This window comes from Streptomyces sp. NPDC005438, from assembly GCF_040606315.1.
GTDB lineage: Bacteria > Actinomycetota > Actinomycetes > Streptomycetales > Streptomycetaceae > Streptomyces.
Genome location: NZ_JBEXEP010000002.1, coordinates 615,863 through 639,401, shown reverse-complemented (window position 1 = coordinate 639,401; position 23,539 = coordinate 615,863). Strand labels below are relative to the sequence as shown.

General features: G+C 71.3%; 16 protein-coding genes. 11 read left to right on the top strand and 5 right to left on the bottom strand.

Annotated features, from left to right (window positions below; all coding sequences use genetic code 11):
- Nucleotides 1-177 precede the first annotated feature (177 nt).
- Together ABZT14_RS07585 and glgB are read left to right on the top strand one after the other, a co-directional pair.
- On the top strand, nucleotides 178-1,950 hold the full coding sequence (locus ABZT14_RS07585; RefSeq protein ID WP_356298286.1) for a maltokinase: 1,773 nt from the start codon (nucleotides 178-180) through the stop codon (nucleotides 1,948-1,950).
- Nucleotides 1,951-1,965: 15 nt separating this feature from the next.
- Nucleotides 1,966-4,428, top strand: coding sequence for a 1,4-alpha-glucan branching enzyme (gene glgB / locus ABZT14_RS07580; protein ID WP_356298284.1), 2,463 nt, complete (start codon nucleotides 1,966-1,968; stop codon nucleotides 4,426-4,428).
- Nucleotides 4,429-4,465: 37 nt separating this feature from the next.
- On the opposite strand, the gene ABZT14_RS07575 is transcribed toward glgB, so the two are convergent.
- Together ABZT14_RS07575 and ABZT14_RS07570 are read right to left on the bottom strand one after the other, a co-directional pair.
- The gene (locus ABZT14_RS07575; RefSeq protein ID WP_356298282.1) at nucleotides 4,466-5,563 is read right to left on the bottom strand and encodes a hypothetical protein; all 1,098 of its coding nucleotides are present in this window, start codon (nucleotides 5,561-5,563) and stop codon (nucleotides 4,466-4,468) included.
- Nucleotides 5,564-5,743: 180 nt separating this feature from the next.
- On the bottom strand, nucleotides 5,744-7,153 hold the full coding sequence (locus tag ABZT14_RS07570) for a cation:dicarboxylase symporter family transporter (protein ID WP_356298280.1): 1,410 nt from the start codon (nucleotides 7,151-7,153) through the stop codon (nucleotides 5,744-5,746).
- 212 nt (nucleotides 7,154-7,365) lie between these two features.
- Between ABZT14_RS07570 and ABZT14_RS07565 the strand changes: the two genes are divergently transcribed.
- The 6 genes from ABZT14_RS07565 to ABZT14_RS07540 all read left to right on the top strand — a co-directional run bounded on the left by ABZT14_RS07565 (nucleotide 7,366) and on the right by ABZT14_RS07540 (nucleotide 14,797).
- Nucleotides 7,366-9,519, top strand: a complete 2,154-nt coding sequence (locus tag ABZT14_RS07565) for an ATP-binding protein (protein ID WP_356298278.1) — start codon at nucleotides 7,366-7,368, stop codon at nucleotides 9,517-9,519.
- Nucleotides 9,516-10,208 (top strand): response regulator, encoded by a 693-nt coding sequence (locus tag ABZT14_RS07560; protein WP_356298276.1) that lies wholly within the window; start codon nucleotides 9,516-9,518, stop codon nucleotides 10,206-10,208. The genes ABZT14_RS07565 and ABZT14_RS07560 overlap by 4 nt, the downstream gene beginning before the upstream one ends.
- A 158-nt stretch (nucleotides 10,209-10,366) precedes the next feature.
- Entirely contained in the window at nucleotides 10,367-11,452 is a 1,086-nt protein-coding gene (locus ABZT14_RS07555; protein WP_356298274.1) for a chitinase, read from the top strand.
- A 234-nt stretch (nucleotides 11,453-11,686) separates the two neighbouring features.
- On the top strand, nucleotides 11,687-13,048 hold the full coding sequence (locus ABZT14_RS07550) for an extracellular solute-binding protein (RefSeq protein ID WP_356298272.1): 1,362 nt from the start codon (nucleotides 11,687-11,689) through the stop codon (nucleotides 13,046-13,048).
- A complete protein-coding gene (locus tag ABZT14_RS07545; protein ID WP_356298270.1) occupies nucleotides 13,045-13,965 on the top strand; it encodes a sugar ABC transporter permease in 921 nt (306 codons plus the stop codon). Before ABZT14_RS07550 ends, ABZT14_RS07545 begins: the two co-directional genes overlap by 4 nt.
- Nucleotide 13,966: 1 nt before the next feature.
- Nucleotides 13,967-14,797, top strand: coding sequence for a carbohydrate ABC transporter permease (locus ABZT14_RS07540; protein WP_356298268.1), 831 nt, complete (start codon nucleotides 13,967-13,969; stop codon nucleotides 14,795-14,797).
- 268 nt (nucleotides 14,798-15,065) lie between these two features.
- Here ABZT14_RS07540 and ABZT14_RS07535 read toward each other — a convergent pair whose 3' ends face one another.
- Nucleotides 15,066-16,091: a 6-phosphofructokinase gene (locus ABZT14_RS07535; protein ID WP_356298266.1), complete on the bottom strand. Its 1,026-nt coding sequence runs from the start codon at nucleotides 16,089-16,091 to the stop codon at nucleotides 15,066-15,068.
- A gap of 203 nt (nucleotides 16,092-16,294) precedes the next feature.
- On the opposite strand from ABZT14_RS07535, the gene pta reads away from it, so the two are divergent.
- From pta to pyk, 3 genes are all read left to right on the top strand, one after another.
- Nucleotides 16,295-18,433: a phosphate acetyltransferase gene (gene pta / locus ABZT14_RS07530; protein WP_356298264.1), complete on the top strand. Its 2,139-nt coding sequence runs from the start codon at nucleotides 16,295-16,297 to the stop codon at nucleotides 18,431-18,433.
- A gap of 49 nt (nucleotides 18,434-18,482) precedes the next feature.
- A complete protein-coding gene (locus ABZT14_RS07525) occupies nucleotides 18,483-19,733 on the top strand; it encodes an acetate kinase (RefSeq protein ID WP_356298262.1) in 1,251 nt (416 codons plus the stop codon).
- 102 nt (nucleotides 19,734-19,835) lie between these two features.
- A complete protein-coding gene (gene pyk, locus ABZT14_RS07520) occupies nucleotides 19,836-21,263 on the top strand; it encodes a pyruvate kinase (RefSeq protein WP_356298260.1) in 1,428 nt (475 codons plus the stop codon).
- Nucleotides 21,264-21,390: 127 nt separating this feature from the next.
- Here the strand turns inward: pyk and ABZT14_RS07515 are convergent, their stop codons facing one another.
- Nucleotides 21,391-22,854, bottom strand: coding sequence for a hypothetical protein (locus ABZT14_RS07515; protein WP_356298258.1), 1,464 nt, complete (start codon nucleotides 22,852-22,854; stop codon nucleotides 21,391-21,393).
- A complete protein-coding gene (locus tag ABZT14_RS07510; RefSeq protein ID WP_356298256.1) occupies nucleotides 22,844-23,440 on the bottom strand; it encodes a DUF6114 domain-containing protein in 597 nt (198 codons plus the stop codon). Before ABZT14_RS07510 ends, ABZT14_RS07515 begins: the two co-directional genes overlap by 11 nt.
- Between the last annotated feature and the right edge of the window lie 99 nt (nucleotides 23,441-23,539).

Sequence of the window (23,539 nt, the reverse complement as noted above, 5' to 3'; positions counted from 1 at the left end):
GCGCCTCGTACGCCGGTTCGCACGGCCACCCGCTCCGTGCGAACCGGCGACGTACGGCCGCCCCACCGGGGCCCGTTCCCCCCGAGAAGCACCGACACGTCATCCAGCGCCACCACGCCACCGTCGTCATCCGGGACACTCTGGCTCGCCCTCCTACGCTCCCGGGGAAAGGACGCCATGTCGGACCGCACCCCGTCCGGCGCCACCACGGAGACGTCCACGGCCCTGCGCGCGGACCCCCCGGCGCCACCGACCGGACCTCACGGTGCCCTCCTGCGCTCCCTCGCGCCCCTGCTGGCCGAGTGGCTGCCGCGCCAACGCTGGTTCGCCGGCAAGGGGCACCCGATCCTCGGGTTCCACCTGGTCTCCGTCACCGAGTTGCTGCCACCCTCCTCGTCCGCGCACGCCCCCGGACTGCTGCACCTGCTGGTCCGGGCCCGGCAGCCCCAACTGGTCACCGAGGACGGCGCCCCCACCGACTGCTACCAGCTGCTGCTCGGGCTCCACCCCGCCCCGCCCTCCCACCTGGCCCCCGCCGTCATCGGACGCCCACGGTCCGGGCCCCTGCGGGGGCTGACGGTCTACGAGGGGTTGCAGGACGCTCGGCTCAGCTCGGTACTGCTGGAGCGGCTGCGGGCCCCGGGCACGGTCGGCGACCTGAGGTTCGTGCGCGAACCGGGTTCGGCCATCGGCTCCGGCCTGCGGCCCCGCCCGCTGGCCGCCGACCAGTCCAACTCCTCGGTGGTCTTCGGCACCTCGCACATCCTCAAGCTGTTCCGACGGGTGGGCCCCGGCCTCAACCCCGACCTGGAACTGCCCCTGGCCCTGGCCCGTACCGGCTCCCGTCGGGTGCCCGCCCCGACCGCCTGGTGCGAGGCGAGGCCCACCCCCGCCCTGGCACCGACCGGTACCGACGCCTCCGGGTCGGCCCCCGACGTACCCGCTCCGCCGCACAGCGTGCCCACCCGGCCCCTGACCGGTCACGGCGCACCCGGGGGCCGGCCGTCCGAGGCGTTCACCCTGGGGGTGCTGCAACCCTTCGTGCCCCGCGCCGTCGACGGGTGGCGGCTGGCACTGGACGCCCTGCACTCCGGCGAGGGCTTCGAGACGGCCGCCCACGCCCTGGGGCGGGCCACCGCCGAGGTGCACGCCGGGCTGGCCGCCGCGCTGCCCACCACCGAGCTGGGCCCCGAGCAGCGTGAGCGACTGGCCTCGGACATGGCCCGCCGTCTGGCCTCGGCCTGCGAGGTGGTACCCGAACTGCGCCCCCACCAGGCCGGGTTGACCCGTGCACTCGCCGCGTTGACCTGCGACATCGAGGCGGGGCCGGCCCTGCGCGCCCAGCGGATCCACGGGGACCTGCACCTGGGGCAGGTGCTGTGCTCCTGGGCCGGGGACGCCGTCACCCCGGGCGGCCCGGACTCCGTCGACGCCGCCCTGACGGCGCGGCCGGAGGGCTCCGCGCCGGGTCGGGGCGCGGCGTACGGGGCGCCGTCCACGCGGGACGCGTCCCCGGCCGCCGCCCCGCCGGGCAGGTGGCGGGAGGGCTGCCGCTGGTCGTTGATCGACTTCGAGGGGGAGCCGGCCCGGCCCCTGTCAGAGCGGCGCGAACCACAGCCCGTGGTACGGGACATCGCGGGGATGCTGCGCTCCTTCGACTACGCGGCGGCCACCCTCACCCAGGCGTCCCCCGGTTCCACCCCGGACGGCGACCCGGCCCACGCCCGGGCCCGGCGGTGGGCCGCCGCCAGCCGCGAGGCGTACTGCGCCGGGTACGCCGAGGCGGCGGGGGTCGACCCCCGCGACAGTGCCGCCCTGCTCCGTGCCTTCGAGACCGACAAGGCCGTCTACGAGGTGCTGTACGAGGCACGTCACCGGCCCTCGTGGCTGCCCATCCCGTTGTCCGCCATCCGCCGCCTCGCCGGGTCCCCCTCGGACGCGAACGGCTGAGCCCCAGGAGATCCCGTGTCCGCTGCCCGACGTCCCGCCCGTGCCGCCGCGCCGTCTACGCGCGCCACCAGGCGTAACGCCCCGACCCCCGGCGCCGAGCCGCTGCCCTCCCCCGAGGGGGGCACCCCCTCCGAGCGGCCCCGCGACACCTCCCGTGAGAAGGCGTCCCCCGGCGCCGTGTCCCGCGCCGACGCCGCGCCCGCCGCCCCGGTCGTCTCCACCGCCGACGGCGCGCGGAGGACGGAGGGAGCCGAGGAAGTGGCACATGACGTGGTCCGCCCCGCCGCCCCCCTGCCGGACGGAGAACGGGAACGGCTGCTGGCCGGCGAGCACCACGACCCCCACTCGCTGCTGGGCGCCCACCCCCTCGACGGACGGCTGCTGGTGCGGACGCTGCGCCCGCACGCCCGACGGGTCACGGTGGTCGCCCCCGGTCTGCGGGCCGAACTGCCCTCGGAGGGCGGGGGGTTGTTCGCGGGCGTACTCCCCCGGGCGGAGCTCCCCTCCTACCGGCTGCTGGTCGAGTACGGCAGCACCGAGCACCCCGACCGGGTCGAGGTGGGCGACCCCTACAGGTTCTGGCCCAGCCTGGGCGAGGTGGACCTGCACCTGATCTCCGAGGGGAGGCACGAGCGGCTGTGGCAGGCGTTGGGCGCCCGGCCGATGACCCACCAGGGGGAGGCCGGGACCCGCTTCACGGTGTGGGCCCCCAACGCCAGGGGGGTACGGCTGGCCGGGGACCTCAACCACTGGGACGGCACCGCGCTGCCGCTGCGCTCCCTGGGCTCCAGCGGGGTGTGGGAACTGTTCGTACCGGACATCGGCCCGGGTGACCGGTACAAGTTCGAGGTGGTCGCCGCCGACGGCGGTCACAGTCTGCGGGCCGACCCGATGGCGCGACGTAGCGAGGCGCCCCCGGCGACCGCCTCCGTGGTGCACCGGGACGACTACCGGTGGGGGGACGCCGAGTGGCTGGAGCGGCGGGCCGGGTGGACCGCCCACGACCGGCCGATGTCCGTCTACGAGGTGCACCTGCCCTCCTGGCGCCCCGGACTGGGGTACCGGGAGCTGGCCGAGCAACTCCCCGCGTACGTCCGGGACCTGGGGTTCACCCACGTCGAGCTGATGCCCTGCGCCGAGCACCCCTACGGCCCCTCCTGGGGCTACCAGATCACCGGCTACTACGCGCCCACCGCCCGGCTGGGCACCCCGGACGACTTCCGGTACCTCGTCGACGCGCTCCACCGGGCCGGCGTCGGGGTGCTGATGGACTGGGTGCCGGCCCACTTCCCCAAGGACGACTGGGCCCTGGCCCGGTTCGACGGCACCCCGCTGTACGAGCACCCCGACCCGCGCCGGGCCGAACACCCCGACTGGGGAACCCTGGAGTTCGACTACGGCCGCCGCGAGGTCCGTAACTTCCTGGTCGCCAACGCCCTCTACTGGTGCGAGGAGTTCCACGTCGACGGGCTGCGGGTGGACGCCGTGGCCTCCATGCTCTACCTCGACTACTCCCGCTCCGAGGGGCAGTGGGCCCCCAACTCCGAGGGGGGCAACGAGAACTGGGACGCGGTGTCACTGCTCCAGGAGATGAACGCCACCGTCTACCGGCGCTGCCCCGGAGTGGTCACCGTCGCCGAGGAGTCCACCGCCTGGGACGGGGTCACCCGCCCCACCCACGAGCCGGGCCACCACGGCCGGGGCGGACTGGGCTTCGGCCTCAAGTGGAACATGGGCTGGATGCACGACTCCCTGGTCTACGTCGGCAAGGACCCGGTGCACCGGCGCTACCACCACCACGACATGACCTTCTCCATGGTGTACGCCTACTCGGAGAACTACGTCCTGCCGATCTCCCACGACGAGGTGGTGCACGGCAAGGGCTCGCTGGTCGGCAAGATGCCCGGCGACTGGTGGCAGCGCCGCGCCAACCACCGCGCCTACCTCGGCTACATGTGGGCCCACCCGGGCAAGCAACTCCTCTTCATGGGCCAGGAGTTCGCCCAGGGCGCGGAGTGGTCCGAGGCCCACGGCCCGGACTGGTGGCTGTTGGACCCCTCGTACGGGGCGGAGGGCGACCACCGGGGAGTACGGGACCTGGTGGCCGACCTCAACCGCGCCTACCGGGACCATCCGGCCCTGTGGCAGCGCGACACCGACCCCTCCGGCTTCGCCTGGGTGGACGCCGACGCGGCGGAGGACAACGTGTTCGCCTTCCTCCGTCACGACGCGGAGGGCACCCCGCTGCTGGCGGTCAGCAACTTCTCCCCGGTGGTGCGGAGGGACTACCGGCTGGGCGTACCGGAGTCGGTGCCCGGCTGGGTGGAGTCGCTGAACACCGACGACCCGCGCTACGGGGGCGGCGGGGTCGGCAACCCGGGCCCGCTCAAGCCGGATCCGCTGCCCCGGCACGGCCGGCCGGTCTCCCTGTGCCTGACCCTGCCTCCGCTGGCCACGGTCTGGCTGACGCCGGCGTAGCGCCCCGGGTACTCCCGGAGCGCCGCGCCGGACCGGATCAGACCAGCTTGTCCTTGTAGGCGATGTTGACCCGACGGTCGTTGGACGCCCCGGAGGAGAAGGCGAAGCACAGCCGGGGGTTGTCCGTCGCGTGGATGCCCATGCCCTCCGGCTCGCGGTAGGTCAGGCTCTTCAGCGCGCGGGTCAACTCCCGGGTCTTCTCACCGGTGTTGAGGTCGACCCGGGTGATGTAGGTGTTGCCCTTGTCGTCCGGGTCGCCGGGGCCGCCGTTCTTGTAGGAGTTGCCCTCCAGCAAGTACGCGTACGAGCCGAAGAGGCAGAAACCCTGGCTGGTGCCGGTCTGCGGCAGCTTGTCCCGGAAGCCCACCAGCTTGCTGGGCTGGTTCTCGGCGGCGTGGTCCAGGTCGTAGACGGCGGCCTGGTGCCCGCCACCACGGGTCAGCCGCAGCATCAGCCGGCGGTTCACCGGGTCGATCACCGCCCGGGGGCTGCTGATGGAGCCGCTGCCCGGAAGGGTGGACAGGTCCGGCATCTTGTCCTGGAAGTCCATGTCCTTGCGGTCGGTGTCGTTGTCCCAGTGGAAGCTGCGCGGCGGCTTGCCGGTGTCCGGTCCGACGTACTTGATCCGGCAGACCTTCTGCCCGTAGCCGACCTTGCCCTCCTTGTTGACCTTGGAGTCGTACTCCACCCAGATGTACGGGGCCGAGCCCTTGGCGGTCGGCTCCACCCCGATCTGGGCGCCGTGGCCGAAGCCCCGCAGGTACATCCGCCCCAGCTTCGTGCTCCCGTCCAGGCTGAGCTTGGTCACCGCCAGGTCCCCCTCCTTCCTGCGCTTGGAGTAGGGGACGCCGTCGTCGGGGTTGAACATGACCTGGACCACGTAGAGGTGGCCGTTGAGGTGGTCGATGCCGAAGGACTGCATCACCGACGGACACCAGGCCTGCTTGTGCATCAGCAGCGCGTCCGCGGGGTCCTTGAGGTCGAAGGCCTTGCTGACGGGGATCTGCGGATCAGCCGCGGCGCCCTGTCCGACCCCTCGGGCCACGGCCGCGCCGGTCCCCGCGAGGGCGAGACCCGCGGCGGCTCCCCCGCCGACCTTGAACAAGCTCCGCCGGCTGAAACCGACTTCCGCCATGACTGTGCCTCCTGAGACTCGGCCGGTGCCCGCTCTCCCGCGGGCGGCATCACGTGAGCGTAGAGGCTGTGAGGGGATGGTGAACGGTTCCGTGCGTTGGGAAAAACCGCATGACCCCGTCCGGGGACGGGGTCATGCAGGGTCCGAACCGGGTTCGTCCGGCCCGGTTCCACGAAGGGATCAGGCCTCGCTGGACTCCTTGCTGAGTGACTGCTGGGCCGGTATCCCGCTCTTCTCCTCGGGGCCCTCGGGGGCCTCGGAGCCCTCGTCGGCGACCAGGGTGGCCTCGTCGAAGGGCAGTTGACCGGACAGCACCTGGTCCACCCGCTCCCGGTCGATCTCCTTGGTCCAGGTCCCGATCAGCACCGTGGCCACCGCGTTGCCCGCGAAGTTGGTCAGCGCCCGGGCCTCGCTCATGAAACGGTCGATGCCCACGATCAGCCCGACACCGTCGACCAGCTCCGGCCGGTGCGACTGGAGACCACCGGCCAGCGTGGCCAGACCGGCACCGGTCACACCCGCCGCGCCCTTGGAAGCGATGATCATGAACACCAGCAGGGAGATCTGCTGGCCGACCGACAGCGGGTCACCCATGGCCTCGGCCACGAACAGGGACGCCATGGTCAGGTAGATCGCCGTACCGTCCAGGTTGAAGGAGTAGCCGGTCGGCACGGTGATGCCCACCACCGGCTTGCTGACTCCCAGGTGTTCCATCTTGGCGATCAGCCTCGGCAGCGCCGACTCGGAGGAGGAAGTGGACAGGATCAGCAGGAACTCCCGCGCCAGGTACTTCAGCAGGCTGAAGATGTTCAGCCCGGTGAAGATCCGCAGCATCACGCCCAGCACCACGAAGACGAACAGCACACAGGTCACGTAGAAGCCGATCATGATGATGGCCAGTGACTTCAGCGCGTCCACCCCGGTCTCGCCCACCACCGCGGCGATGGCGCCGAAGGCGCCGACCGGAGCCGCCCACATGATCATGGCCAGCACCCGGAAGACCAGGCGCTGGATGTGTCCGATGCCCCGGAGTACCGGTTCACCGGCCGAGCCCATGGCCTGGAGCGCGAAGCCCACCAGCAGGGCGATCAGCAGCGTCTGCAGCACCTCGCCCTCGGTGAAGGCCGAGACCATGGTGGTCGGGATGATGCCCAGCAGGAAGGCGGTGGTCGACTCGCTGCCGTCCTTGGCCTGGTCCTCACCGGCCTGACGTGCCGCGTCGGTCAGTTCCAGCCCGTGTCCGGGCTCCAGGATGTTGCCGACGACCAGGCCGATGGCCAGCGCCACGGTGGACATCACCATGAAGTAGCTGAGGGCCAGGCCGCCGACGGCGCCGACCTTGGCCGCCTTCCGCACCGACCCCACGCCCAGCACGATGGTGCAGAAGATGACGGGCGAGATCATCATCTTGATCAGGTTGACGAAGCCCTCGCCCAGGGGCTTCAGCTCGGTGGCCACCCCGGGGGCGGCGAAGCCCAGCCCGATGCCCAGCACGACGGCCACGATGACCGCCAGGTAGAGGTAGTGGGTGCGGTCCCGTCTCCTCTCGGGGGGCGCGGGCTGGCTTTTCGAGGCATTCTGTGTTGACACCACGGGCTCCCTGTCGATCTACGGCTCTAGGAGGAGTCAAGTGCGTGGACCGTACCCGGTCTCGGCGATCAGGGCGCCTTCCGCGTACTGGTCAGGATGCGCCGACTATGCACGCGCGAGTGGCCCACGTCACTGTTACGTGCATTTCGTTCACGAGGCGTTCGCGGAAACCGTGCGGTCATGCACGAGGCGGGGAGGTGCACACTGAGCAGGTGCGCGTCCCCCGTCCCCGCAGCCTCGCCGGTCAGCTGTTCGCCGCCCAGGTGGTCCTGGTGACACTGGCCGTCGGCGCCTGCGCCGTCTACGCGTACCTCACCCATCGCAGCCGGGCCGAGGACGCGGCCCGCTCCCAGGTCACGGCCACCGCCATGGCGATCGCCCACGCGCCGTCGGTGCGCGAGGCCATCGGCTCCCCCGACCCCAGCGCGATGCTCCAGCCCTACGCGGAGCGGGTGCGCAAGGACAGCGGGGCCACCTTCATCACGGTGATGGATCCCAACGGCCGACGGTGGACCCATCCCGAACCCGACCGGATCGGCAGCACCTTCGTGGGGCACATCGGCCCGGCTCGCCAGGGCCGCACCTTCACCGAGACCTACACCGGCACCCTCGGCCCCTCGGTACGGGTGGTGGCCCCGATACGCTCCGGGGAACCGGGGAACCGCGTGATCGGGCTGGTCAGCGTGGGGATCGGGGTGGAGAACATCAGCGCCGAACTGCGCGGCGCCCTGCCTCCGCTGCTGGGCGTGGCCGGCGGCGCGCTGGCCCTGGGAGGACTGGGCACCTGGCTGTTGAGCCTGCGGCTGCGGCGGGACACCCACGGCATGAACGCCGGCGAGCTACGGCGCCTGCACGACTACCACCAGGCGACCCTCCACGCGGTACGGGAGGGGCTGGTGCTGCTGGACAGCGAGGGACGGGTGGCCCTGCTCAACGACGGCGCCGGCGAACTGCTGGGCCTGACCCCCGACCAGGCCCTCGGCCGACACCTCCGCGACCTGGGGCTTCCCCCCGGCCTGACGGCCGCCCTCGCCTCGGAGAGCCCCCGGGTGGACGAGCTGCACCTGACGGCGGACCGGGTACTGACCGTCAACAGTTCCCCCGTGGACGGCGGGCGACGACGGGGCACCGTCATCACCTTGCGTGACCACACCGAACTCCAGGCGCTGACCGGGGAGCTGGACTCGGTCCGGGGGCTGACCGACGCCCTGCGCGCCCAGTCCCACGAGGCCGCCAACCGCCTGCACACCGTGGTGTCCCTGATCGAACTGGGCCGGGTACGGGAGGCCGTGGAGTTCGCCACCACCGAGCTGGAACTCGCCCAGACCCTGACCGACAAGCTGATGGCGGCGGTGTCCGAACCGGTGCTGGCCGCACTGCTGTTGGGCAAGGCCGCCCAGGCCAACGAACGGGGCGCGGAACTCGTACTGAGCCCCGACAGCCGGGTGGACGACGGCTCCCTCCCGCCCGAACTCCCGGCACGCGACCTGGTGACCGTGCTGGGCAACCTCATCGACAACGCCCTGGAGGCCCTGGGCACCCACCCGGGAGCCGGCGGGCCGACCACGGGCCAGCGCCCCGAGGTACGGGTCTCCCTGCTGGTCCGCCCACTGGAGGATCCGGCCACCCCGGCCTCCCCCACCACGACGGCGCTCCCCTCGTCCCCGGGCAACGGCGCCCCGGACCCCACCCCGGACCCCGGCGATCTCCCCGGGCAGCCCACGGCGGACGGGGTCGCCCCGACGTCGGCCCGGGCGTCGGCCCAGAGATCGGCCCCCTCATCGGACGGCGCATCGGACGGCGCCCCCGCCACGGGTCCGAACGGAGCGGGAAAACCCCAGGTCACCCGCGACGACGGCGCGGAGGCGACCCGGGGGCCCGGGGAGGGTCCGGGACCGTACTCCCCGGGGTCCGAGGAGGGTCACGGCCAGGCCGCCTCGGGCACCCCCGCCACCCCACCGGGCGAGGCCCCGGTCGTCACGGTTCCCGAGGGGGTGGAGCGGCACGGTGCCGGGAGCCCGGGGTGGGGGCGCGAACTGTGGATCGAGGTGGCGGACAACGGTCCCGGGCTGCCGGAGGACGCCGGTACCCGGCTGTTCGCCCCGGGGTGGACCACCAAGGCGGCCGACGGCGAGGAGGGCGGCCGGGGTCTGGGGCTGGCGCTGGTAGGCCAGGCGGTACGCCGCAACGGGGGCACGGTGGAGTGCGGGGACTGCCCCGAGGGGGGCGCGTGGTTCACCGTACGGCTGCCGTTGGGGCACGCGAGGCCGCCGGAGGACGGGGGGCGCCAGGGTGGCCCCCGGGAGGCGGCGACAACCGTCGCGGTGGCGAACACCCTCCCGGGCGGGGCCGGTGAGCGACCGTGACCGGGCACCCGGGGCTGTCGGTCCTGGTCGTGGAGGACGACCCGGTGGCGGCCGACGCCCACACCCAGTACGTGTCCCGGGTTCCGGGGTTCTCGGTGGCGGCCACCGTGCACAGTGCGGGAGCGGCCTCCCGGGCGTTGGAGCAGCTGGACGTGGACCTGATCCTGTTGGACCTGTACCTGCCCGACGGGCACGGGCTGTCCCTGGTGCGGACCCTGCGGGCGGCGGGCCACGGCGCGGACGTGTTCGCGGTCACCTCGGCCCGCGACCTGGCCATGGTGCGCGAGGGGGTGTCCCTGGGCGTGGTGCAGTACGTACTCAAACCGTTCACTTTCGCGACGCTGCGGGACCGGCTGGAGCGGTACGCGGAGTTCCGTGACAGCACCGGCACCCGGGACAAGGTCGGCAGCCAGGACGAGGTGGACCGGGCCCTGTCCACCCTGCGCACCCCCCAACCGGCCGCCCTGCCCAAGGGGTTGAGCGCGCCCACCCTCAAGGCGGTGGTCGAGGCGCTGCGTACCGCGGGCCCTGAGGGGTTGTCGGCGAGCGCGGCCGGCGAACAGGTCGGCGTCGGGCGCATCACCGCCCGCCGCTACCTGGAACACCTGGTGGAGTCCGGCCGGGTGGACCGCAGCCCGCGGTACGGGCAGGTCGGGCGACCCGAACTGCACTACCGCTGGCGGCAGTAGGCCGCTCGCCCGGCCGCCCACGGGGTGGGCGCGGGGCGACGGGGAGGGCCACCCGGGCACGGGAACCCGCGCAAAGTTCCCGCCGCCCTATTGTCTGGACCAATGAGGTCTCAGTAACGTGCCACCGCCCAGGCTCCACCCCACGAACGGAGTGTGTCGTGCGTCCCCCCACCCTGCCCCCCACCGTGTCCGCCCGCCCCCACCGCCGTACCCGCCGCCGGCTGGCCCTCGGACTGGCCGCCGCCGTGACCCTGGCCGGAGGCCTCGCCGCCACCGCGCAGGCCAGCCCCGCCGCCCCGACCAAGAGCGGCGGCGCCCAGCAGAACGCTCAGCAGCACGTCCAGCAGAACGCCGCCCCCAGCGGCCTCAACGGCCCCTACCTGTACCTGGGTTGGGGCGAGCCCCCCAACGCCACCGAGTTCCTCCAGGAGACCGGTAACACCCAGCTGACCATGGCCTTCATCCTCTCCGACGGCGGCTGCAACCCCGCCTGGGACGGCCAGCGCCCGTTGGAGGGAAGCCAGGACGCGGAGACCATCGCCGCGGTCCAGCAGGCCGGCGGCGACATCACGCCCTCGGTCGGCGGCTGGAGCGGCAACAAGCTGGGCGAGGCCTGCCAGTCCGCCGAGGACCTGGCCGGCGCGTACCAGAAGGTGATCGACGCCTACGGCCTGAAGTCCCTGGACGTGGACATCGAGTCCACCGAGTTCGAGACCGAGGAGGTCCGCCAGCGGGTCATCGACGCGCTGAAGATCGTCAAGGACGACAACGACGGGATCAAGGTCTACCTGACCTTCGGCACCACGCCGACCGGCCCCAACGACAACGGCAAGGACCTGGTGGCCAAGGGCGCCGAAGCCGGTCTGGACGTGGACGGCTGGACCCTGATGCCCTTCGACTACGGCGACGGCACCACCGACATGGTCGCCGCCACCAAGGGCGCGGTCGACGGGCTGAAGGACACCGTCGCGGAGGCGTACGGCCTCTCCGACGACGAGGCCTACGCCAAGGTCGGCTTCTCCTCCATGAACGGGCACACCGACGTGGAGGGCGAGGTCATCAGCCCCGACGACTTCCAGCAGATGGTCGACTACGCCAAGGAGCACAAGCTGGCCCGGGTGAGCTTCTGGGCGGTCAACCGTGACCGCGCCTGCCAGGACGGCCAGGAGCCGGGCTCCTCGTGCAGCGGCATCGACCAGGAGACCTACGCGTTCTCCAAGATCCTCGCCGGGTACCAGGGCTGACCCACGCGCACCCACCGGTGCCCGCCCCTCGACCCGGGGGCGGGCACCTTCGGTTTGGGCGGGCCCGCCCCGGTTGGTACCGGTCGGTGGAACAACGTTGTCAACGAAGTGCCGCCCACTGCCGTCGGGCCCATTGACCCCCCGTTCACGGCACCTTACGGTCACCGTCCAACTACACCCGTGCCGTGGCCTCTCGCGGGCCGACTCCGTGCCGTGGCCTAGGAGGTCAAGCCCGTGCGCCGCAACGCCCCGCTGCTCCTCTTCCTCGCCGCCAGCACGGTCGCCGCCTCCCTCACGGCCTGCGGCGAACTGCGCGGCAGCGATCCCGACACCGTGAAGGTCGCCTTCCTCCGCGACACCGACAACAAGGTGCGCGTGCGGGACAACTACATCGAGGCGGTGAAGAAGGACTTCGAGGCCGAGTACCCCGGCAAGAAGGTCAAGATGGTGCCCATCCAGGCCACCCCCAACGACTACTACGCCAAGATCCAGCAGATGATGCGCGCCCCACGCACCGCCCCGGACCTGGTGTACGAGGACACCTTCCTCATCAGCTCCGACATCGAGGCCGGATACCTGCGACCGCTGGACAAGCACCTCAAGAACTGGTCGGACTGGGACCAGTTCGAGGACAGCGCCAAGGACGCCGCCAAGGGGCAGGACGGCAGGACCTACGGCGTACCCGACGGCACCGACACCCGGGGACTGTGGTTCAACCGGAAGCTCTTCGAGAAGGCCGGACTGCCCACTGACTGGAAGCCCAGGACCTGGGACGACGTGTTGAAGGCGGCCCGCACCCTGAAGAAGAAGGTGCCCGGCGTCGTCCCCCTGAACGTCTTCACCGGCAAGGGAGCCGGCGAGGCGGCGGTGATGCAGGGCTTCGAGATGCTGCTGTACGGCACCGGTAAGGACCCGCTCTACGACCCCGACACCAAGAAGTGGATCAGCGGAAGCAGAGGCTTCCGGGACGTGCTGGAGTTCTACGACACCGTCTACCGCGAGAAGCTCGGGCCGGAGGTCTCCGAGGCGCTGGACGCCAACATCCAGAGCCGGGTGGCCACCGAACTGCTGCCGGAACAGAAGCTCGCCATCGACCTGGACGGATCCTGGCTGGGCCAGCACTGGTTGAAGTCCGGGGGCGAGACGCCCTGGCCGGAGTGGTCCACCACCCTGAAGCAGGCCCCGATGCCCACCCAGGACGGCTCCGCCCCGGGAAAGGTCAGCCTCTCCGGCGGCTGGACCTGGGCGGTCCCCCGCAAGGCCCCCAACCCGGACCTGGCGTGGAAGATGATCGAGACCTTCCAGAGCAAGCGGAACGCGGTCAAGTGGTGCGTGCAGGGTGCCCAGATCGCGGTACGCAAGGACGTGGCCGAGGATCCCCGGTACCTCAGGTCCATGCCCGGGATCGACTTCTTCACCGACCTGGTGCGCCACACCCACTACCGCCCGGCCCTCCCGGCCTACCCCCGGGTGTCGGGCGCGATCGGTGAGGCCATGGAGAAGGTGACCACCAAACAGGCCAGCCCCGAGAAGGCCGCCCGCGAGTACGACCGCGAACTACGGTCGATCACCGACGGGGCGGTGGTGCGCAAATGAGCGGCACCCCGGGACCCGTACCCGCTCCGGCCTCCTCGAAGGGGTCGGCCGGACCGGGCCGGCGGCAACGCCCCTGGCGCTGGCTGCCGTTGGCGCCGGCCACCACGCTGTTGCTGCTGTTCCTGGCCGGTCCCATCGCGTACTGCGTCTACTACGCGTTCACCGACCTCCAGCTGACCGGGCAGTCCTCGTACTCCTTCGTGGGCTTCGACAACTTCACCCGGGCCTTCCGGGACGCGGAGTTCCGCAACGCGGTCTGGCTCACCCTGGTGTTCACGGTGCTGTCCTCCCTGGTCGGACAGAACACCCTCGGCCTGGCCCTGGCCGGGCTGATGCGCCGCGCCTCCCGGGTGATGCGAACGGTCACCGGGGCGGTGGTGGTCTGCGCCTGGGTGGTGCCGGAGATCGTGGCCGGCGCGATGCTGTACATGTTCTTCCACAAGCGCGGGACCCTCAACTCCCTGCTGGAGTGGGCCCATCTGCCCGCCCAGAACTGGCTGTTCACCCTGCCCATCCTGGCGGTCTCCTTCGCCAACGTCTGGCGGGGCACCGCCTTCTCGATGCTGGTCTACTCCGCCGCGCTGAACGACATCCCCCTGGAGGTCCGGGAGTCGGCCGAACTGGACGGCGCCGGAGGGTGGAAGCGGCTGTGGTACATCACCCTGCCGATGATCCGGCGCTCCATCGGCACCAACCTGATGCTCAACACCCTCCAGACCCTCTCGGTCTTCGGACTGATCTGGGCGATGACCAGAGGAGGCCCCGGCAACCGCAGCCAGACCCTCCCGGTCTTCATGTACGAGCAGGCGTTCCGGGACGCCCTGATCGGTTACGGAACGGCGGTGGCCCTGTTGTTGCTGGTCTTCGGCTCGCTGTTCTCCCTGGTCTATCTGCGGCTGCTACGGGAGGAGGTCTGACATGGGACTGACCCGACGTACCCGGGAACGACTCGCGGCCGACCTCGGACTCGCGGTGCTGGCCGTGGCCTTCGCCCTCCCGCTGCTGTGGCTGGTGTTCGCCTCGCTGGACCCCGAGGCCAAGCTGAGGATGAGCGCCCCCAGTTCACCCGGGCTGGAGAACTTCTCGGCGGTGTGGACCAACGACATCACCTTCACCCCGATGCTCAACAGCCTGGTGATGTGCGGTGGGGCGACCCTGGTCACCGTGGTGGCCGCCGCCCTGGCCGCCTACCCGCTGTCCCGGTACCGGTCCCGGTTCTCCCGGCCGTACCTGCTGACCATCCTGTTCAGCACCTGCCTGCCGGTGACCGCGATCATGGTGCCGGTCTACGGACTGTTCGTCCAGGTCAACCTGATCGACACCCTCTTCGGCACGGCGCTGTTCCTCGCCACCTCCCAACTGCCCTTCGCCATCTGGCTGATGAAGAACTTCATGGACGGGGTGCCGGTGGTGCTGGAGGAGGCGGCCTGGACCGACGGAGCCTCCTGGTTCCAGGGGCTGCGCCGGGTGATCCTCCCGCTGATGGGCCCCGGCTTCTCCGTGGTGACCATCTACAGCTTCATCATGATGTGGGGCAACTTCTTCGTCCCCTTCATGCTGCTGCTCTCGCCCGAGAAGTTCCCGGCCTCGGTGAACATCTACACCTTCTTCGGCAACTACGGCCGCGTCGCCTACGGCGAACTGGCCGCCTTCTCGGTGCTGTACTCCACCCCGGTCATCCTGCTGTACGTCCTCATCTCCCGCCGGCTGGGCGGCGGCTTCGCCCTGGGCGGCGCCGTCAAGGGGTGAGCGAGGGGGTGCCGTTCGGACCCGGGAGGTCAGCGACCGCGCTCCGGTGTGGCGGGCCACGAGACAGAGCGAGGCCGACGGGGAGTCCGACCCGGCACGACAGCGACAGCGACAGCGACAGCGACAGCGACAGCGACAGCGACCCAGGGTGACACCACGCGCCGGCTCACGGTGATCCCCACGACACGCCCCGGAAAGCGGCCCCGGAAGCCCCGGCCCCCGAGTGGTCACGGGACTTCCGGGGCCGCCCACCTTCGTGCCGGGAGGCTCAGAAGACCGCCTCGGTCTCGTCCATGCGCAGCTGCGGCACCCGCTTCAGCTCCCGGGTGGCCTCCGCCAGCGGAGCCATCATGATGTCGGTGCCGCGCAGCGCGGTCATCATGCCGAAGTCGCCCCGGTGCGCCGCCTCCACCGCGTGCCAGCCGAAGCGGGTGGCCAGCACCCGGTCGTACGCCGTGGGGGTACCGCCGCGCTGGACGTGCCCGAGGATCACCGGCTTGGCCTCCTTGCCCAGCCGGTGCTCCAACTCGGCGGCGAGCCGGTTGCCGATGCCGACGAAGCGCTCGTGACCGTACTGGTCGATCACGCCCTTCTCGTACGGCATGGAGCCCTCGGCCGGGTGGGCGCCCTCGGCCACGCAGATCAGGGCGAACCGCTTGTCCCGGGCGAACCGCTCCTCGACCATCTTGCACAACTCGTCGACCTCGAAGTTGCGTTCCGGCACGCAGATGCCGTGCGCACCGGCCGCCATCCCCGACTCCAGGGCGATCCAGCCCGCGTGCCGCCCCATCACCTCCACCACCATCACCCGCTGATGGGACTCGGCGGTGGTCTTCAACCGGTCCATCGCCTCGGTGGCCACGCCCACGGCGGTGTCGAAGCCGAAGGTGCGGTCGGTGGCCGAGATGTCGTTGTCGATGGTCTTGGGCACCCCGACGACCGGCAGCCCGGCCTCGGCGAGCATCGCGGCGGCGGTGAGCGTGCCCTCGCCCCCGATGGGGATCAGGGCGTCCAGGCCGAGCCGCCCGACGAGTTCCTCGGAGTTGTCGCAGGCGTCCCGCAGCCGGTCCCGCTCCAGCCGGGAGGAGCCCAGTATGGTGCCCCCGCGCGCCAGGATGCCGGACACCGAGTTGATGTCCAGGGAGCGGTACCGCCCCTCCAGCAACCCCTTGAACCCGTCCTCGAATCCGATGACCTCGTCACCGCGGTCGGCCACGGCCCGATGGACCACGGACCTGATCACGGCGTTCAGGCCAGGGCAGTCACCACCGGCGGTGAGGACTCCTATACGCATGGGTTCGCATCTCCTGCTGCTCGCTGCTGCTTCCAGGCGACTCGCCGCTGAGCCCCGCCTCGGTGCGCGGATTCTTTCATGCTGTGAAGGCGGCCGGATCCCCCCGTCCACCCATTGGCGACGGCACGTTCAGGCCGCGAGGATAGGCTCCACAACAGGCGCACCTTAAGGGCGCTTATCCACGGATACGGGGAGCGAGTGCAGTGACGCGCAGCGTGTACGTGACCGGGATCGGGCGGGGTGACGGACGTCAGGTCGTGGAGCTGGGGGTCATGGAACTCCTCACCCGGCAGGTCGACCGGGTGGGCGTCTTCCGTCCGCTGGCCCACGACGGCCCCGACCCCATCTTCGACCTCCTGCGCTCCCGGTACCGCCTCACCCAACCCACCGGCACCGTGTTCGGCATGGGCTACGACGAGGCCGCCGCCCTCCAGGCCGAGAAGGGCACCGACGAGCTGGTCTCCCAACTGGTCGACCGCTACCACCGGGTGGCCCGCGACTACGAGGTCGTCCTGGTGCTGGGCACCGACTACGCGGACACCAACCTGCCGGCCGAACTGGCCCTCAACGCCCAGTTGGCGACCGAGTTCGGCGCCCCGGTACTGCCGGTGGTCGCCGGCTCCGGCCAGTCGGCCGACTCCGTGGTGGCCGAGGTCCGCAACGCCCACCACGCGTTCACCTCCCTGGGCTGCGAGGTGATCGCCATGATCGCCAACCGGGTACCGCCCACCCAGGTGCGCCTCGCCGCCCAGGACCTGGCACGGCACCTGGACGAGCCCACCTACGTGCTCCCCGAGGAGCCGGCCCTGTCCGCCCCCACGGTGGCCCAGGTGAAGGAGGCGCTGGGGGCGCACATCCTGCTGGGCGACCCGGCCGGGATGTCCCGCGACGTGCGGGACTTCGTGTTCGGTGGCGCCCATCTGCCCAACTTCCTGCCGGCGTTGACCGACGGCTGCCTGGTGGTGACCCCCGGGGACCGGTCGGACCTGGTCATCGGGGCGCTCGCGGCGCACTCGGCCGGCTCTCCGCCCATCGCCGGGGTGCTGCTGACCCTGGACCAGCGGCCCGGGCCGGAGACCATGGCGCTGGCCGACCGACTGGCGCCGGGCACCCCGCTGCTGGTGGTGCCGGACAAGTCGTTCCCGACCGCCGGTGAACTGTTCGCCCTGGAGGGGCGGTTGACGGCGGCGGCACCCCGCAAGGCGGAGATCGCCATCGGCCTGTTCGAGGCGCACGTGGACACCTCGCGGCTGTCCGAGCGACTGGCGGTGGCCCGCAGCGCCCGGGTCACGCCGATGATGTTCGAGCACCAGCTGATCGAGCGGTCCCGCTCCCACCGCCGGCACCTGGTGCTGCCCGAGGGCACCGAGGAACGCGTACTGCGGGCGGCCGAGGTGCTGCTGCGCAGGAACATCTGCGACCTGACCCTGCTGGGCGAGGACACCGTGGTACGCCGGCGCACCGCCGAGCTGGGCATCGACCTGAAACTGCTGGGGCCCAGCGAGGTGCCCGAGGGCGACGGCGCCACCGCGCGGGTCATCGACCCGCGCACCTCACCGCTGCGGGAGCGGTTCGCCGACCTGTACGCGCGGCTGCGGGCACACCGCGGGGTCACCCACGAGCTGGCGTACGACGTGGTCGCCGAGGTCTCCTACTTCGGCACCCTGATGGTGCGCGAGGGGCTGGCCGACGGGATGGTGTCGGGGGCCGCGCACTCCACGGCGGCCACCATCCGGCCCGCCTTCGAGGTGATCAGGACCAAGCCGGACGCCTCCACGGTGTCCTCGGTGTTCTTCATGTGCCTGTCGGACCGGGTCCTGGTGTACGGCGACTGCGCGGTGGTCCCCGACCCGGACGCCGAGCAGCTGGCCGACATCGCCGTGCAGTCGGCCGAGACGGCCGCGCACTTCGGGGTGGAGCCCAGGATCGCGATGCTGTCGTACTCCACCGGCACCTCCGGTTCGGGTGCGGACGTGGACAAGGTCCGCAGGGCCACCGAGCTGGTGCGCGAGCGGCGGCCGGACCTGCTGGTGGAGGGTCCGATACAGTACGACGCCGCCGTGGAGCCCTCGGTGGCGGCCACCAAGCTGCCCGGCTCCCAGGTCGCCGGCCGGGCCACGGTGCTGGTCTTCCCCGACCTCAACACCGGCAACAACACCTACAAGGCGGTGCAGCGTTCGGCGGGGGCGGTGGCCGTGGGGCCGGTGCTCCAGGGGCTGCGGAAGCCGGTGAACGACCTGTCCCGGGGCGCCCTGGTGCAGGACATCGTCAACACCGCGGCGATCACCGCCATCCAGGCGCAGGGCACCAAGCGCGGCTCCTCCGAGCCCTGGCCCAGCTGAGCCCCCCGCCCCTTCGTCGACCACTTCGCACCGTCGGGAAAGCGAGACCGTGACCGTCCCCTCCTCCGTACCGGACCGGCACCCCACCCGGGTGCTGGTGCTCAACTCCGGTTCCTCCTCCGTGAAGTACCAGCTGATCGACATGGCCGGGGGCGCCCGGCTGGCCACCGGACTGGCCGAGCGCATCGGGGAGTCCGCCTCCTGGCTGACCCACACCCCCGACGGCGGCGAGCCCCGGGTGCGGCAGCTGGCGCTGACCGACCACGAGGCGGCGTTGAAGGCGGTGGCCGAGGAACTGTCGGCGGACCGACTGGGCCTGGACTCACCGCGGTTGGCGGCCATCGGGCACCGGGTGGTGCACGGCGGGCAGCGGTTCACCGCCCCGGCGGTGATCGACGAGGAGGTGCTCGCCCAGATCGAGCGGCTGGTGCCCCTGGCGCCGCTGCACAACCCGGCGAACCTGACGGGCATCCGCACCGCCCGGGCGCTCAACCCGGGGGTGCCGCAGGTCGCCGTGTTCGACACCGCCTTCCACAGCACCATGCCGGAGTACGCCGCCCGGTACGCGGTGGACGTGGCCACCGCCGACGCCCACCGCATCCGCCGCTACGGCTTCCACGGCACCTCGCACGCCTATGTGTCGCGGGCCACCGCCGAACTGCTGGGCCGGCCCCTGGAGGACACCAACACCATCGTGCTGCACCTGGGCAACGGCGCCTCGGCCTCCGCGGTGGCCGGGGGCGTCTGCGTGGACACCTCGATGGGGCTGACCCCGCTGGAGGGGCTGGTGATGGGGACCCGTTCGGGAGACCTGGACCCGGCGGTGGTCCTGCACCTCTCCCGGGTCGCGGGGTACTCCATCGACGAGATCGACGACCTGCTGAACCGGCGCAGCGGTCTGGTGGGGCTGTGCGGGGACAACGACATGCGGGAGATCCGTCGCCGGAGGGACGAGGGCGACCCGGCGGCCCGGCTGGCCTTCGAGGTCTACGTCCACCGCGTACGCAAGTACGTGGGGGCGTACTACGCGGTGCTGGGCCGGGTGGACGCGGTGACCTTCACCGCCGGTGTCGGGGAGAACGCGGCGGCGGTGCGCGGTGCGGCGCTGTCCGGCCTGGAGGGCCTCGGGCTGGAGGTGGACCCGGTCCGCAACGAGGAGCCCTCCCGGCGGGCCCGGCTGATCTCCCCGCCCGACGCGAGGGTGGCGGTCGCCGTGGTGCCGACCGACGAGGAGATGGAGATCGCCACCCAGACCTACCGGCTGGTCTTCGACGAGTCCGCTCCCTTCGAGCCCGGCTGACGGACCATGGCCGGGGAGGCCGGGACCCCGGTCCCGGTCCCCGCCGGTCCTCAGCCGCCCCCTATTACGTTCCGCTGGGAAACAAAAAGTTAGGATCGCTCCATGCGCCGTTCCAAAATCGTCTGCACCCTGGGCCCGGCTGTCGACACCTACGAACAGTTGAAGACGCTGATCGAGGCCGGCATGAACGTGGCCCGCTTCAACATGAGCCACGGCACCCACCCGGAACACGAGGAGCGGTACCACAAGGTCCGCAAGGCCTCCGAGGAGACCGGGCGGGCCGTGGGCGTCCTCGCCGACCTCCAGGGCCCCAAGATCCGCCTGGGCACCTTCGCCGACGGCCCCGTGGAGCTGGTCCGTGGTGAGGAGTTCACCATCACCACCGAGGACGTGGAGGGTGACCGGACCCTCTGCGGGACCACCTACAAGGGGCTCGCCGGGGACGTGGCCAAGGGCGACCCGCTGCTGATCAACGACGGCAACGTGGCCCTCCAGGTGGTCGAGGTCGACGGCCCCCGGGTGCGGTGCATCGTGATCGAGGGCGGGATGATCTCCGACCACAAGGGCATCAACCTGCCCGGCGCGGCGGTCAACGTACCGGCCCTGTCCGAGAAGGACGTGGACGACCTGCGGTTCGCCCTGGAACTGGGGTGCGACATGGTCGCCCTGTCCTTCGTCCGGGACGCCACGGACGTACGGGACGTCCACCGGGTGATGGACGAGGTGGGCCGTCGGGTGCCGGTCATCGCCAAGGTGGAGAAGCCCCAGGCGGTGGCGAACATGGAGGAGGTCGTCCTCGCCTTCGACGGGGTGATGGTGGCCCGGGGCGACCTGGCGGTGGAGTACCCGCTGGAGAAGGTTCCGATGGTGCAGAAGCGGCTGATCGAGATGTGCCGCCGCAACGCCAAGCCGGTGATCGTGGCGACCCAGATGATGGAGTCGATGATCACCAACTCCCGCCCCTCACGCGCCGAGGCCTCCGACGTGGCCAACGCCATCCTGGACGGTACGGACGCGGTGATGCTGTCGGCGGAGTCCTCGGTCGGGCAGTATCCGATCGAGACCGTGAAGACCATGTCGAAGATCGTGGAGGCCGCCGAGGGCGAGCTGCTCTCCCGGGGCCTCCAACCGCTGGTGCAGGGCAAGAAGCCCCGTACGCAGGGCGGTTCGGTGGCCCGGGCCGCCTGCGAGATGGCCGACTTCCTCCAGGCCAAGTCCCTGGTCGCCTTCACCAAGTCCGGGGACACCGCCCGCCGGCTGTCCCGTTACCGCACCGAGCAGCCCGTCCTCGCCTTCACCACCGAACCCTCCACCCGCAACCAACTGGCGCTCAGCTGGGGCGTGGAGACCTTCGTGGTGCCCCACGTGGACCACACCGACGAGATGGTCGACCTGGTCGACGCGGAACTGTTGAAGCTCCAGCGGTACGACGCCGGAGACCTGATGATCATCACCGCCGGCTCCCCTCCCGGGGTGCCCGGCAGCACCAACATGGTGCGGGTGCACCACCTGGGCGTCGCCGGGGAGTGAGCCCGCCCCCACCGGGGGCGCGACCAGCGCGACAGGGCCCGGTCACCGTGTACGACACGGTGACCGGGCCCTGTGTTCCGCGGCTCCCGAAAGGGTCTGGGTCGGCGCTACCGCCGCTGGTGGCGGGTCACTTGGTCACGTAGCTGTGCAGCCCCGGGACGGTGAGGTTGCCCCCGAACTGTCCCGCCTGCCGTGCCTTGACGTTGGTGAACAGCGCCTCGGGGATGTTCAGCGGCGGTGGGTGCTCCGGGTCGAAGGTGATGGGGATCAGCCCGAACAGGTTGCCCTTCAGCTCCTCGGTGTAGAGCGTGACCTTTCCGCCCCGGATGGTGGAGTTGCTGCCCTTGCTGGCCTCGACGTGGTAGGTGATGCCGTCCGGCCCCTTCACGGTCTGGTGCAGGTCGCCGATGTCCACGCTGCCGGCGGTGAACTTGAGCACCTGCTTGGTGGCGCCGTTGGCGGTACGGACGTTGACCACGCCCTCGTAGTCCAGCTGGTGCAGCGCCAGTCGACTGGCCTCCAGGAACCACGGCTGGTTCGGCAGGACGACCCTGGTCTCCTCCGCCTTGCCGGCGACCTTCTTCTCCTCCACGCAGGGGAAGGGCTTCTTGCCGTCCTTGTCCGGCTTCAGGTCGTCGGCCTTGGAGTCGGCGTCCTTCTTCCCGTCGCCGTCCTCGCCGGTTCCGCCCTTGCCGTCGGACCCCTTGGCTCCTCCCGAGCCGTCGGAGTCCCCGTCCGCGCCCTTCCCACCGCCCGAACCGGGCTTCGAGGAGCCGCCGTCGCCCTTGTCCTCCTTGGCGGCCTTCTCGGCCTCCCTGAGTTCCTCGGCCGCCGCGTCCGCCGCCTTCTTGGCCTTCTTCGCCTTCTTGAGGGCGGCCTTCGCGGCCTTGCTCTCCTTGGTGTCCGGGACGTCGCCGTCGTCGGGCGCGTCCGCGTCCTCGTCGTCGTCCCCCAGACCCAACAGGTCCTTCAGCATCTCGCCCAGACCCAGCGGGTCCAGGGGGTTGTGGGAGTCGTCGCCGTCTCCCGACTCCGCCGCCTCCTCGGCCGCCTTCTTGGCCGCCTCGACCTTCTTCTTGGCGTCCTTGGCGGTCCGATCGGCGGCCTCGCGGGTCTCCTTGACCTTCAGCCGCAGCTTGGCCAACAGGCTGTCGGGGTCGGGGCCCTCGGGCTTGTCGGTGTCCTCGTCGGAACCGGTCCCACCCTTGCCGCCGTCGCCGGAGCCGCCGGACTTCCCGTCACCCGGCTTGCCAGCCTTGTCGCCGGGCGCACTGCCCTTGTCACCGGACTTGCCGCCCTTGCCGCCGTCCTTGTCGTCCTCCGCGCCCTGGTCCGGCTCCTTGTCCGGCACGGACACACAGGGGCCGTCCCGGAAGGGGTTCTTGGGAACGGGCTTGGCGCTGGCGAGCTGGGGCGTCAGCCCGATGCTCATCAGCATGGCCGAGGGCATGGCGGCGAGGGCGATGGCCTTGCCGGCGGGTATGTTCAACCGGGTCAGCAGCGGCTTACGGGGCGCCGCGTGGCGCGGACCGGATCTCGCGCCCCCGTCCGGCCACTCACCCATCTCCTCGCGCACCTGGTCACCCGGCACGGTGCCTCCCGTTCGCGTGGGCTTCGTCGTCCGAAGCCGAGTCAACATCTGATGAGCCGTCATCCCCGGTGTCGGAGGCGGCCTCGGACCGCGTCGCGGAGGACTTCGCGACGGCGTCCTCCGGTTCCGGGTCGGCCTTCTTCTCCGTACGGGTGGCGGTACGGGTACGCCGCGCGTCGGTGGACGGCGACTCACCGGGCGCCCAGGAGACACCGAGCGCTCCGCCGACCAGGGCCAGCAGGAAGCCGACCAGGAAGCCGCCCACGTTGGACACCACGAGGGAGACCAGGGCGAGCAGGATCGCCGCGACACCGGCGAAGACCCGGGAGTGCGGCTGGAACCACATGGTCAGCCCCAGGACCACCAGCAGCACCCCGATGATCAGCGAGCCCGCGCCGGCGGTCGTCGACATCCTGATGGTCAACGAGCCCAACGTCAGGTTGGCGTAGGGGATGTACATGATCGGGATGCCGCCGAGGAGTGTGAGCAGCCCGCCCCAGAACGGACGCTGCCAGCGCCATTCCCGGAAGGAAAGTCGCTTCTGGCCGAACTGGGTCATCAGCCGCGAAGAGGTGTCGGCACTCATGTCGTACTGCTCCTTGGGACTGGCACAAGGCGTGGTGCGGTGTGGTGCGGCCGTATGGGCACGGATACTCACGGGGGGAGGGAGCACCCGCGCCCATAC

What these genes read in the sequence shown, in the direction of transcription:
- ABZT14_RS07585 (WP_356298286.1), top strand. Translation starts at nt 178, where the DNA reads ATGTCGGACCGCACCCCGTCCGGCGCCACCACGGAGACGTCCACGGCC.
- ABZT14_RS07575 (WP_356298282.1), bottom strand. Translation starts at nt 5,563, where the DNA reads ATGGCGGAAGTCGGTTTCAGCCGGCGGAGCTTGTTCAAGGTCGGCGGG.
- ABZT14_RS07545 (WP_356298270.1), top strand. Translation starts at nt 13,045, where the DNA reads ATGAGCGGCACCCCGGGACCCGTACCCGCTCCGGCCTCCTCGAAGGGG.
- ABZT14_RS07540 (WP_356298268.1), top strand. Translation starts at nt 13,967, where the DNA reads ATGGGACTGACCCGACGTACCCGGGAACGACTCGCGGCCGACCTCGGA.
- ABZT14_RS07535 (WP_356298266.1), bottom strand. Translation starts at nt 16,091, where the DNA reads ATGCGTATAGGAGTCCTCACCGCCGGTGGTGACTGCCCTGGCCTGAAC.
- pyk (WP_356298260.1), top strand. Translation starts at nt 19,836, where the DNA reads ATGCGCCGTTCCAAAATCGTCTGCACCCTGGGCCCGGCTGTCGACACC.
- ABZT14_RS07510 (WP_356298256.1), bottom strand. Translation starts at nt 23,440, where the DNA reads ATGAGTGCCGACACCTCTTCGCGGCTGATGACCCAGTTCGGCCAGAAG.